General features: G+C 60.4%; 16 protein-coding genes and 1 pseudogene. 7 read left to right on the top strand and 10 right to left on the bottom strand.

Features of this window, described 5'->3' with window-relative positions; all coding sequences use genetic code 11:
• Nucleotides 1–24 precede the first annotated feature (24 nt).
• The 3 genes from tnpC to tnpA all read right to left on the bottom strand — a co-directional run bounded on the left by tnpC (nt 25) and on the right by tnpA (nt 2,452).
• A complete protein-coding gene (gene tnpC / locus ACH196_RS25435) occupies nt 25–1,611 on the bottom strand; it encodes an IS66 family transposase (protein ID WP_396649722.1) in 1,587 nt (528 codons plus the stop codon).
• 92 nt (nt 1,612–1,703) lie between these two features.
• Nucleotides 1,704–2,051: an IS66 family insertion sequence element accessory protein TnpB gene (gene tnpB / locus ACH196_RS25430; RefSeq protein ID WP_396649720.1), complete on the bottom strand. Its 348-nt coding sequence runs from the start codon at nt 2,049–2,051 to the stop codon at nt 1,704–1,706.
• Entirely contained in the window at nt 2,048–2,452 is a 405-nt protein-coding gene (tnpA, locus tag ACH196_RS25425; RefSeq protein ID WP_396649719.1) for an IS66-like element accessory protein TnpA, read from the bottom strand. Before tnpA ends, tnpB begins: the two co-directional genes overlap by 4 nt.
• A 491-nt stretch (nt 2,453–2,943) precedes the next feature.
• Here tnpA and ACH196_RS25420 point away from each other — a divergent pair, with 491 nt between their 5' ends.
• From ACH196_RS25420 to ACH196_RS25410, 3 genes and pseudogenes are all read left to right on the top strand, one after another.
• Nucleotides 2,944–3,219 (top strand): hypothetical protein, encoded by a 276-nt coding sequence (locus ACH196_RS25420; protein WP_396649718.1) that lies wholly within the window; start codon nt 2,944–2,946, stop codon nt 3,217–3,219.
• 356 nt (nt 3,220–3,575) lie between these two features.
• Nucleotides 3,576–4,634 (top strand): sensor histidine kinase, encoded by a 1,059-nt coding sequence (locus tag ACH196_RS25415; protein ID WP_396649717.1) that lies wholly within the window; start codon nt 3,576–3,578, stop codon nt 4,632–4,634.
• Between the two features lie 68 nt (nt 4,635–4,702).
• A pseudogene (locus ACH196_RS25410) lies at nt 4,703–5,096 on the top strand (response regulator).
• A 173-nt stretch (nt 5,097–5,269) separates the two neighbouring features.
• Here ACH196_RS25410 and ACH196_RS25405 read toward each other — a convergent pair.
• The 3 genes from ACH196_RS25405 to ACH196_RS25395 all read right to left on the bottom strand — a co-directional run bounded on the left by ACH196_RS25405 (nt 5,270) and on the right by ACH196_RS25395 (nt 6,520).
• Nucleotides 5,270–5,824, bottom strand: coding sequence for a site-specific integrase (locus tag ACH196_RS25405; protein ID WP_396649716.1), 555 nt, complete (start codon nt 5,822–5,824; stop codon nt 5,270–5,272).
• A complete protein-coding gene (locus tag ACH196_RS25400) occupies nt 5,773–6,213 on the bottom strand; it encodes a site-specific integrase (protein ID WP_396649715.1) in 441 nt (146 codons plus the stop codon). The genes ACH196_RS25405 and ACH196_RS25400 overlap by 52 nt, the downstream gene beginning before the upstream one ends.
• A gap of 127 nt (nt 6,214–6,340) precedes the next feature.
• On the bottom strand, nt 6,341–6,520 hold the full coding sequence (locus ACH196_RS25395) for a hypothetical protein (protein ID WP_396649714.1): 180 nt from the start codon (nt 6,518–6,520) through the stop codon (nt 6,341–6,343).
• Nucleotides 6,521–6,661: 141 nt separating this feature from the next.
• Here ACH196_RS25395 and ACH196_RS25390 point away from each other — a divergent pair, with 141 nt between their 5' ends.
• Nucleotides 6,662–6,997: a hypothetical protein gene (locus ACH196_RS25390; RefSeq protein ID WP_396649713.1), complete on the top strand. Its 336-nt coding sequence runs from the start codon at nt 6,662–6,664 to the stop codon at nt 6,995–6,997.
• 300 nt (nt 6,998–7,297) lie between these two features.
• On the opposite strand, the gene ACH196_RS25385 is transcribed toward ACH196_RS25390, so the two are convergent.
• The 4 genes from ACH196_RS25385 to ACH196_RS25370 all read right to left on the bottom strand — a co-directional run bounded on the left by ACH196_RS25385 (nt 7,298) and on the right by ACH196_RS25370 (nt 9,069).
• Nucleotides 7,298–7,489, bottom strand: coding sequence for a CsbD family protein (locus ACH196_RS25385; protein ID WP_396649712.1), 192 nt, complete (start codon nt 7,487–7,489; stop codon nt 7,298–7,300).
• 418 nt (nt 7,490–7,907) lie between these two features.
• Nucleotides 7,908–8,177, bottom strand: a complete 270-nt coding sequence (locus ACH196_RS25380; RefSeq protein WP_396649711.1) for a hypothetical protein — start codon at nt 8,175–8,177, stop codon at nt 7,908–7,910.
• A 196-nt stretch (nt 8,178–8,373) separates the two neighbouring features.
• Nucleotides 8,374–8,706, bottom strand: a complete 333-nt coding sequence (locus ACH196_RS25375; RefSeq protein ID WP_396649710.1) for a hypothetical protein — start codon at nt 8,704–8,706, stop codon at nt 8,374–8,376.
• 141 nt (nt 8,707–8,847) lie between these two features.
• Complete coding sequence (locus ACH196_RS25370; RefSeq protein ID WP_396649709.1) at nt 8,848–9,069, bottom strand: DUF982 domain-containing protein; 222 nt, start codon at nt 9,067–9,069, stop codon at nt 8,848–8,850.
• 142 nt (nt 9,070–9,211) lie between these two features.
• On the opposite strand from ACH196_RS25370, the gene ACH196_RS25365 reads away from it, so the two are divergent.
• From ACH196_RS25365 to ACH196_RS25355, 3 genes are read left to right on the top strand one after another with little or no spacing between them, the layout of a single operon-like run.
• Entirely contained in the window at nt 9,212–9,517 is a 306-nt protein-coding gene (locus ACH196_RS25365; protein WP_396649708.1) for a hypothetical protein, read from the top strand.
• A gap of 7 nt (nt 9,518–9,524) precedes the next feature.
• Nucleotides 9,525–9,995 carry a DUF6894 family protein gene (locus tag ACH196_RS25360; protein WP_396649707.1) on the top strand — a complete coding sequence of 157 codons (471 nt, stop codon included), beginning with the start codon at nt 9,525–9,527 and terminating at the stop codon, nt 9,993–9,995.
• 35 nt (nt 9,996–10,030) lie between these two features.
• Entirely contained in the window at nt 10,031–10,309 is a 279-nt protein-coding gene (locus ACH196_RS25355; protein WP_396649706.1) for a DUF6894 family protein, read from the top strand.
• The last annotated feature ends 1 nt before the right edge of the window (nt 10,310 follow it).

Below are 10,310 nucleotides of genomic sequence, written 5' to 3'. Positions count from 1 at the left end.
GTAACCGTGCGGTGAGGGCCGCGGTCAGGCTGCTTTCGCCGTGGCGGTGGATCGGCGCCAGTTCCACGGCAGAAGTTCAGCCAGCCGGTTCTGTGGCGTGTCGGCGATACGGGCGAGCACATCGGCGAGCCAAGCCTGCGGGTCGACGTCGTTGAGCTTCGCTGTGCCAAGGAGCGTGTACATAATGGCCGCGCGCTCGGCGCCGCGCTGGGAGCCGGCGAAGAGCCAGGACTTTCTGCCGAGAGCCAGGCCGCGTAGTGCCCGTTCGGCCGCGTTGTTCGTGAGGCAGATGCGCCCGTCTTCGAGGAAGCGTGTGAAGCCATTCCAGCGCTTGAGCATGTAGTCTATCGCCTGTGCGGCAGGCGCATGGCGCGAGAGTTTGGCCCGTTCGCCACGCATCCATTCTTCCAGTCCGGCGACGAGCGGCGCGCTCCGCTCCTGACGCACGGCAATGCGTTCGGCTGTGGCAAGACCATTGATGTCGCGCTCTATGTCGAACAGGAGATCGATGCGTTTGACGGCCTCGAAGGCGATCGGCGAGATCGGCGGCGCGGTCTTTCCTCGACGGGTATTGGCGGCGATGTCGGCCAGCACGAAGAACTTGCGCCTGGCATGGCTCCAGCAGAGCGCCTCCGTCACCGGACCGGGCTGCCGGTCGGGGAGGTAAAGTCGGTTGTAGCCGGCATAGGCATCGGCCTGAAGAATGCCGGTGAACTGCTTCAGGTGCCGCTCGGGATGCTCGCCGGATCGGTCGCGCGAGGCGTAGAACAGCGCCGCCGACGGCGCGATGCCGCCGAAGGGCCGGTCGTCGCGGAGATAGACCCAGGCCCGGCCGGTGTCGGTCTTGCCCTTCGCCAGGATTGGCACTGTGGTATCGTCGCCGTGAAGACGCCCTGCCGAGAGTACATGCTCCTCGATCAGCGAATGCAGCGGGCGCAGGACCGCCGCGCAGGCGCCGACCTGGTCGGCCAGCGTTGACAGGCTCAGCTCGACGCCTTCGCGGGCGTAACGTTCGCTCTGCCTGTTGAGTGGCTGGTGTTGGCCGAACTTCTCGAACAACACCATGGCAAGCAGGTTCGGACCGGCAAAACCGCGCGGCGTAACGTGGAAGGGCGCCGGCGGCTGGGTGACCGCCTCGCACTGCCGGCACGAGAACTTCTCGCGCACTGTCTGGATGACCTTCCACTGGCGCGGGATCACCTCAAGCGTTTCGGTGACGTCCTCGCCCAGCTTCGACAGCTTCGTCGAGCCGCAGCAGGGACAGTTCTCGGGTGGGGTGATCACGACGCGCTCGCGCGGTAGATGCTCAGGAAAGGACTTGCGCGATGGACGCCGACGCTCGAACGAGAGAACCGTCTGTGTTTGGGACGCCGCCTTCTCCGCCGCCAATTCGTCCTCGGTTGCGTCCGCCTCCAGATCTTCGAGTTGCATCTCCATCTGCTCGAGCAGCCTCGCCTTGCGCTCAGACCGGCTGCCATAGAGTTCGCGCCTGAGCTTCTCGATCTCCAGCTTCAGTCGTGCAATCAGCGCCTCCGTCCCGGAGCTGACTGCCACGGCGCGGGCGGCAAGCGCTTCCGCCTCGATGCGCGCGGCGCGCTCCGCGAGGATCATCGCGTGGGCGGCGGCGAGGTCGGAAGGGAGCGATTCAGCGGCGGACACGGGATCGATGGAATCACATCCGCCGCCGTATGCAAGGCCGAAGGTCAGCCTGTCGCCGTCGGCCGCCAGGTCTTTTGCGGCATGCGCCAGTCAATGCCTTCGAGCAGATAGCCGAGTTGCGCCGGCGTGATCGTGACCGCGCCGTCGGCCGGCGACGGCCAGATGAAGCGGCCGCGCTCGAGCTTCTTCGAGAACAGGCAGGCGCCCTGGCCGTCGTGCCACAGAACCTTGATCAGATCGCCGCAGCGGCCGCGGAAGACGAACAGATGACCGTTGTGTGGATCACGCTTCAGCGTCTCCTGTACCACCAGCGCCAGTCCCGGAAAGCCCTTCCGCATGTCGGTGTGGCCTGTCGCCAGCCATACCCGCACGCCGCTCGGAACCGGGATCATCGCGGCCCGAGCACGTCCAGAACACGCCGCAGCGCCTCGGCATCAACGTCGCGATCCACCCGGACGCGGTGCCCGCCGCCAAGCTCGATCTCGATGATGCCGCTCTTGCGGCGACGTCGGCCGGGAGACGCCGATGATGCCGGCACCTCGACGGCAGGCGACGCAACAGCAGGAGGAGCGATCTCGACCGGGACCAACTGCGATGACCCGCCATCGACCCGATCACACAGGTCCTTGCGCCATCGGAAGAGCTGGCTGACGTGAATGCCCGCCGATCGCGCGACTTCCGATACCGACACGCCAGCCTCAAGCGACGCCGCGACCAGACGCTCCTTCTCCACGTGCGACCAGCGCCGGCGTCTCTCTAACGACGTGATCACCTCCACACGCGGCATCGTCATAGGCCTACTCCTAGGATTAGCCCTAGGACTTCCGACGTTCCCCCTCAGCCTACAAGGCGGCATTCACCGGAGGGATACGATGATCCTGCCTGGGCCTCGGGCGAAGCCAAGCGATATCCGACGATCGATGAAATTACGCGCTCCAACCTGCCGGATCCTGTGAAGGTATATCTGCTAGCGCTGGTGAAGGCCGCCCTAGATGTTCCTGACTGGGCACGCCCCTGAACTCATCGGCGCGCCCCCTTGCAGGCGCGCCTCACGTCCTCGACGTTCTTGACGGTCCCAATGACCATCTATGTGCTCGTCGCAAAGTTGCGTGGATAACTTCGACCGAAAGCAACTCAGCGCTATCGCTTCCGCCCCCTTCCTGGCGTTCACCAAGCACTGGAATCACACGGGGAGCCAGCTCTTACTAGTGCAGCTATTTTCTAACTTGTAGGAACGTCTTTTCTTCTCCGAAGTTTCGGAAGTCGAACGGAGCGCGCCTATCAATGGGCCTGAAGGCGAACCTCCACAGCAAGGCGAAGACTATGATATTCGTTCTGATGGCGGTTGGCGTGATTATGCTCGGCTACGTCGCATATGTTTTTGGACGCGCAGCATGGGCAGGGGGGCGCAACGGCGAATGGCAGGCCGCAATCGGATGCACATTGCTTTCCGCATCGTGCTTCACTTTAATTGCCATGGTTGCCATTTTTATGCCCACCGTGAAGCAACCCACGTGTTCTATCGTGCAGGACGGGAGTGCAAATTCGGGCGAGTGCTGAAGCGCATAGGCGAGGCCAGCACCACGAATGATAGATTGATCAGAAATCCCGCCAGCGGTCGATGTGGCAGCGCACCCGAATGCGGCCCGCAAAGGTCTAGCCGCGTTATCGCCCAGGACTTCCTACGTCTCAGATTGCCAGCGCCTCCACCAATTGCGCCCGCCTGCTGCGCCGAGCGAGCTGCCGGGGTTCGGGTCGCGAAATAATGCAATTTGGGCACCATGCATAAACCATGGTGCCGATTCAGATTATCATGATAGGGTATCCCAGAGCGTCGGCCCGAGGGCCGTGTTTGACGGCGTTCCTGCCGAGTTATGGCTCGCTTCGCGAGTCTTCGGCCCCCCAAGGGCCCCATTATGCCAACGACACCGACTGTGCATTTCGAAGCCGCGAGCGCGCTTGCAATCGTGGTATCATCAAACGAACCGTTGTTATTTCTGTCCGACGACCTGAAGGTCATTGCAGCGAGCGCATCCTTCTGTCGTGCTTTTGAGATCGACCCTGCGACAGTTCCCGGTAAGCACCTTAGCGAGCTTGGCAACGGCGAATGGGCGATGCCCACGCTGGCGTCACTGCTGACGGCGACCGCTTCCGGAAACGCGCAGATCGAAGGCTACGAAATTGACTTGAAGCGGCCAAACCAGAAAACAAGAAACTTGGTCGTCAACGCTCGCACGCTTAACGATGGCGACATTGATCACATTCGCTTGCTTCTGGCCATAACGGACGTCACGGATGCCCGAGCCGAGGCCCGTCTGAAAGATGATCTAGTTCGCGATAAGGCAATCCTGCTGCAGGAAGTCCAGCACCGAGTAGCAAATAGCCTCCAGATCATTGCCAGCATTCTCATGCAGAGCGCGCGCCGGGTCCAATCGGAAGAAGCTCGCGGGCATCTTCGAAATGCCCATCACCGGGTCATGTCGATTGCGGACCTTCAACGGCAACTTTCTACGTCTAAAGGCGGCAGCGTCGAGTTACGTACCTATCTCACTCAGCTTTGCCAAAGCCTCGGTGCGTCGATGATCGCCGACCCCGGTCGGCTCTCGATCGAGGTGACGGTGGACAATAGCGCCGTGGAAGCAGACGTTTCGGTCAGCTTAGGCCTAATCGTGACCGAACTCGTCATCAACGCTCTGAAACACGCCTTTCCCGATGAGCGAACCGGCGCAATTGCAATAGACTATCGCTCGACGAATAATGACTGGACCCTTTCAGTTACCGACAATGGCATCGGCATGCCGGTGGGGGGCGATGCACCCAAGGCAGGACTAGGAAGTGGCATTGTCGAGGCGCTAGCGAAAAACCTGCAGGGCGAAATCAAGCTGACCGATGCAGATCCCGGTACTGTGATCACCATCAGCCACCGGGAACGGGAACCGGCTAGCCTCCAAACCGAAATTCCCACAGCCGCCTAGGAACTCAATTGCCTTTCAAACGCTACATCGCCGAGCGTTCGAGGTTCTCAACCATGTCTGTGTAATTGATGAATAACGGAAAATCGGTAGTTCTGGTTGTCGAAGACAACACGCTCATTCGGATGGGTGCCCTCGATTTGGTACTGTCTGCCGGCTATGAAGCGCTTGAGGCCTGGGATGCAGATGAAGCAATTCGCATATTAGAGCTGCGATCCGACATCGATCTGGTGTTCAGTGTTCACCGATGTTCAGATGCCAGGGACGATGGACGGCGCTAAGCTAGCTCATTACATCCGCGAACGATGGCCGCCCATAAAATTGCTCGTGGCTTCGGGCAATGCAATTCTCGAAGAAAGTAGCCTGCCGTTTGGGAGCAGGTTTTTCCCAAAGCCATATGACGACCACGCCATTACAGATGCGATGGCCCGCCTGCTTGCGAGCGATCACGCTTCTCACGTTTAAACATTCGTCATGCCCGGCATGAACGCGTGTTGCCCCCTAAACTGGTTGCTGGTTTAAGGGCAGATTTCGCGGTGTAGCTGCTAGAAATATGGCAGTCTGTTTACCATCCATTGCGAACGCAGAAGCGCTCACAGGCCGCTGTAACCGTCTGGAAATCGCGCTCTACACTGCTGTCATAAGAACCCGGCACCGGCATGGTCGCGGTAGCGCTCGCTGCGGCGGATATACTTCCGCACTGTGCGGGGGTCGACGTGGCGGGTTTGATCCATGATCCTATTCAGATCAGCCCCGCGCTCGGCTGCGCTGGTCACGAAGCCGGCGCGAAGGGAATGACCTGAGAATTCTTCGGCATCGAGGCCGGCGCGTTCTGCGTACCCCTTGATGACTTTGGCGACTGCCCAGCCTGTCAGGCGCTCGGCGGAAACCGCGCTGCCCTTGTTGACCGGTCGGAACAGCGGTCCATCCGTCAGCCCGGCCGCGTCCAGCCACGCCTTCACAGCCGCGACAGGCCGCAGGCTTTCGCCGGTCGGGATTGCTACCGTGTAGCCTTGGCCCTCTTGATCGGTCTTGGATCGGCGGATGGTCACGTCGAGCCCCTTGTCGGTGAATGCCAGGTCGGACACGTCGAGCGCGACCAGTTCGGAGCGACGGAACGCACCGGCCATCCCTAAGAGGATCAGCGCGCGGTCGCGCTTGCCTTGCATGGCGTGAGTCGAATGGGCCAGCATCGCTGAAACTCGTCTGCGGTCGCGGGTTGCTTCTGCACCGGCGCTGTGCCGATCGTGCGGCGGATGCCCTTCATGACCATGGAAACGGCTTCGTGTTCCGTCGGCGTCGGCAGGCCGGCTGCCTTGTGTGAATGCCTGATCGCCGCCACGGCGACGGCCAGGCTGAAAGCCTTAAGCCCTTCCTTCATCCGAGCGACGAGATAGGCGGACACCGTTTCGGGTTCGGCCGGTAGGCTGGTCACGCCTCGATCGACGCACCATGCCTGAAACGCGGTCCAATTCGAACGGTAGGCGAGCAGCGTGTTCTTGGCTTTGGATGCCCGCGCTACCTCGCGCACGTCGTCGTCGATGAGCGCAACCGCTCGTGCGGTCGTGTCGGCGACGGTCAAATCGAAACTGACTGCTGCGCAGAAATCGTCCATGTATTTGGTTCCAATAACGACGATTATGGAGGCTATGTTCCGCTGGTGAGAGCCCGGCCACGTCTCCGCCGCCGGGCCGACCTATTTGTGTGGCCTAGCCCTCCGCCTTGAAGTTCTCGGCTTCCCTTTGAACCTTCTTCATGTCCCCTCCGTGCTTGCGGATGAGGTCTTTGGCCTGTTGGGGCGAGAGGTCGGTCGTCTCGGCCAGGCGAAGCGCCTTCGCTTCGTCGCCTTTGGATGCCGTTTCATCGTTGGCTGCTGTTTGTTTTGGCATTGTGGTTCTCCGTTATTCCGGTGAACGCCGCCGAGCCGGACTCGTTGCCTATCTCTTCGCCGGCGTGGAACAACCGACCATCACGAAGGTTGAAGCGCCGAGGGTTACACCACCAACTGCCGTCCTTGGGAATGAAGCGAGATGCGTGCTGGACTAACATTTGCTGCCGTCACCTTCGCCGCGCTGACGACCCTGGCCTTCGCGAACCCACCAAAGGACGTTGCAGATCTCATAGGCGCCCCCGCAGCGGGTGCGGAAACGGAGATGGTGAACCGTGGCTATGAGAATATGAAAAACAACACATGGTGGAACCCGGAAATGGGTGTCTGTGTCCATGTCGATGTTTTAGACGGTAACTTTACGTCCGTCACAATGATCGCACGGACTGGCTGCGGGCAAAGCGGTGGGGCGGCCGCAACATGCCCCCCTGATCTTCCTGAGGCTAATCTTGCCAAACAGCCTGGATGCAGCCTGTAGCTCCAGCTTTTGCGTTCGCCGGATTGCCCGGCGATTTGCGACAAAGCCGTTCAATTTGCGGGGCTGTATTGCATGAAGGACACTCGGGATGAAAAGCACGCTGTACGCCGTCTATGCGCGCCTACTGGCTTGCCCTATCTGGCGATTACATTGTTGCCCGATGGCAGGGTCCTGGCCCGTCAATTCGACTCGTCGAAAGATGCGTCGGCATATATTGGCGAGTTGTCGGCAGGCGGTGCGCGCGATCCAAGCACGCACTAGCCCGGCCACGTCCGTCTCCGCAGCCGGGCAGTGTCTGGACTATAGCTTGTCGACCGTCTTCTTAACGGCATCCTTTGCTTTTCCGACCGTCTGCTGAACCTTCCCCTTCGCTTCCTGGTCCGCGCCTTTGGCCTTCAGCCGGTCGTTGTCGGTCACGTCGCCGGCGGCTTGCTTTGCCTTTCCGGCTACCTCATTTGCGGCGCCCTTGATCCTGTCGCTCGTGCTGCCCATGACAAATCTCCTGTGGTTGGGTAACGCTCAACGGCGGCCTCAGCTGATCGTTCCTAAAGAGATAAGCCCGGCGACCTTTCGGCAGCCGGGCTGAGCAGTGGACAACTTGCCGCCTCCTTCAATGCAGGACGGGCCGCTGCTCCTCCTCGCGGTCGGCACGCGCCTTCACGCTGTCCCCAAGCGCCTGGAGCAGCACGCGGTTGTTCTCGTCGAGGGTTTGGTTGGCCTGCTGCACGCCGCGCCGATCCCCAGCAGGAACCCGAACGCGAAGCGATGGCGGCGGTGAGCGCGATATAGGTCATGCCGAGCCCCCGTTCGTTTCGCCCTTCACGCCCTCGAGCGGCCGGCATGAACAAGCCGGCGTCGAGTTCATCCCGGAGAACGGCGGCGGCGCTGGCGTGAGGCTGCGGAAGCCCTACTAAAGGTGGACGATATTGCTCCGAGCATCTTTTGCGATGCCGTCCAGCGCCATCCTGATGTCATCGGGATTGTCGATGCCACCGGTGAACAGAGCGATAAGGCGAATGGCCAGACGCTCGCGCGCGGGATGAGAGCCCTCGATGCCGGCCTGCTCGCAATAATCGTCCAGGATTGTTGTTAGTGTCGCCAATTGCTCGGCGTCTACAATATTTCTAAAAGGCATCACGCCTCTCCCTTGGTCGGGCGAAAGCGTGATCGACTCTTTCAAGCGCCCGTTTGCCATGAAGGTGCGGGCGACAGGAAAATTATAGCACTGCATCGGCCTGAATACGAATCTAAATTGGCTGCTCTCGGTCCTGTGGTGACCGGCTACCGTCCGCCTATCGCAATGACGGCAGTTGCGTCGGACGGGATGAAATAAGAAGCGTCGGCCTCCCCACATTTAGGCAGGCCGACTCGGAGATTTAGTCTTTGCAGTTTTCGTCAGCCGTGGCTGCGGCGGTTTTGTCGCCATGCTGCTGTGCTTCAACGTCCTGTTGGGACGTTGCTAAGTCCTTGTTGCCACCCCCCTCCTGGTCGGCGAGCGGCATTGTGTTTCCGTCTTTGGCGACGGGGTTTCCTGCAGCGTTGGCCTGAGTGTCCGGCGTCTCTAACGGCGCGTGGGTGCCGTCCTTCGAGATGGAGCCGGTCTTGTTCGTATCGGTGCCAGATGCTGAGGTGTCCGGGCATGCTGCAAATGCTGCTGTGCTGGCGAGAGATAGCGAGGCTGCCAGTACGATTGAAGAGATCAATTTCATGTCAATGTCCTCCGTGGTGGTGCCCAAAAACTAAACAGGCTTCCACTGCAAATGTTCCGAAGGGCGAGGCGAGTCACACGACGGCGGAGCGAATGAGGAGGTGACAGTCAGCCGAACAGGATATGCGCCTCTTTCGCGGCCTCAGAGAACGCCTTGCGTGCCTTCTCCAGCAGCATCCGAGCGTGAGCCCGCTCCATATGCGCTGAGAACCGCCTGGCGGGCCGCACGGTGCTTAGCGCCGCCCTGTGCCGGCCAGCGGTTCAGGAGGATGTCGGCTGCCTGGTGATTGTTGTTGACGTGGTGCACGGTGAAGCCGCTACCGAGCAGAACCGGGACCGGTGCATCCCACCAGCCTCTTTCCATCGACGCTTCTGACTCCAAACGCTTACGCACAAGGGGAGTCAGGCATGGGAATCGTTTCGGCTAGGTGAACGCACGTGATTCATTTTGCAGAGGGGGAACCGGCTAACATTTCCGCAGTTCCTACCGATCTCAGGAGGAACCCATGGAAGACGATAACAATCGCGAAACCGGTGCCCGCCAACCCAAGCCGGGCGTAAATATCCGACCCAACCCGATTCACACGGGCGATCGAGGCGACGAGCCGAAGGAACCCTACGGCCTTACCGAGCCCATCGACGATGTCGATGAGAAAACCCAACATTCCGAGGGTCAGCAACCTTCGCGGCAGCCGACACCGTCCCCCGCAACCGAGAAGGTGTCCGGCGCCGGTCCAGCGATAGCCGAGCATTCGAAGGACGCCAAAGCGCCGAAGGCAGGCCGTCAGCCTGGCGCATATGTGAAGAAATAGAGCGCCCATGGAAATCCTTGCGACGATAGTTGTCGACCAAGGAAATCATCGTTGCTTGGAGCTTCGCGGAGAGGGCGGCGAGTCCATCAAGGTCACTCTGACTTCACGGCCGCCTGAGACCAGTGAGGAGTGTACAGCGCGTGCAAAGGCCATTCTCATCCAGGCAGCCACCGTTCACCAAGCGCCCAACATGGGGTTTACCGAACATCCGCAGCCCCAGTGGTTCGCCCTTGAATACCTCGATAAGGGCGAGGTCCGTGTGATGCCAGGGGTTGAATTTCCGAGCGTGGAGGCTGTGCAAGGCGAAGTCATGCGCTCGGCGAAGGATTTATGGACTGACGCGTTGAGTCGAGAGGAAACACCGACTGGGTGGGCGGTGAGAGCACGCGATTCAAACGGCAACGTCGTCGCTTCAGTCGCCTTTGAGGAACTCCAGCAGTCCATGAACAGCGAAGAGGCATCGACAGCGGATCATTGAAAAGTAGCATCCTACTCAGTAGCGGATAGAGAGCCGTGCCAAAGTTCCATTTCGACGTTACCCGTGATGGTGTTACACACCTCGATCGTTTTGGTATCGAGTATGTGAATCCCGATGCAGCGGTGCGGGAGGCCGTTCGAAAGCTTACAAAATTGTTAGAAGAGGCACCGGTGGAGTCGGCTTTTGCTGTGGCGGTAAGGGACGACACCGACGATATCATTTATCGAGGTGAAGCTCACTTTGAGGATGGTTGGCAAGTCACAATGGGATGGACGGCTCATCCTTCCTCATCACACTCCTCGTCGCCGGCTTAGT

The organism is Mesorhizobium sp. IMUNJ 23232 (genome assembly GCF_044326205.1).
GTDB lineage: Bacteria > Pseudomonadota > Alphaproteobacteria > Rhizobiales > Rhizobiaceae > Kumtagia.
This window is presented reverse-complemented; position numbering and strand designations above follow the sequence as displayed.